The organism is Polaromonas sp. P1_E3 (genome assembly GCF_056405935.1).
Window position 1 is genome coordinate 1 of record NZ_JBFUBD010000859.1, and the last position, 535, is coordinate 535.

The window sequence follows — 535 nt, forward strand, 5'->3', positions numbered from 1 at the left end:
AGCCGAGCCTTCATTGACCAGCACCACCAGGGGCACGTTTTTGAGAGCGGCCGGCAGGCGTTTAAGCGGGTCGGCGCCGTTGCGGCGCTGGTAAAACTCTGGCGCCGCCTTGTAGGTGAATTTGCTTTCGGCCAACTGGCCGTTGGTGGACACCACGGTGACATTTTCGGGAAGGAAGGCCGCCGAAACAGCAACCGCCGCATCGAGCAACCCGCCCGGGTCGTTGCGCAAATCAAGCACCAGGCCCTTGAGGTTGGGTTCCTGTTTGTAAATCTGCTCAAGCTTGGTCACGAAGTCGTCGACCGTACGTTCCTGGAACTGGCTCAGGCGGATCCAGGCGTAACCGGGCTCCACCACTTTGCTGCGAACCGACTGGGTGCGGATTTCCTCGCGTGTGATGGTGACCGGGAAAGTGCGGTTTTCGTCCTTGCGGAAGATGGTCAGCAGCACCTTGGTCTTGGGTTCGCCGCGCATTTTTTTCACCGCGTCATTGAGGCTCAGGCCCTTGACTGCCGTGTCATCGATGCGTGTGATC

Annotated in this window: 1 protein-coding gene; it reads right to left on the minus strand. The window is 59.6% G+C overall.

Annotation, left to right across the window (positions count from 1 at the left end):
- Positions 1-535 (minus strand): S41 family peptidase (locus tag AC1D0Z_RS23980; protein ID WP_477660600.1); only part of this gene is annotated, 535 nt, incomplete at both ends.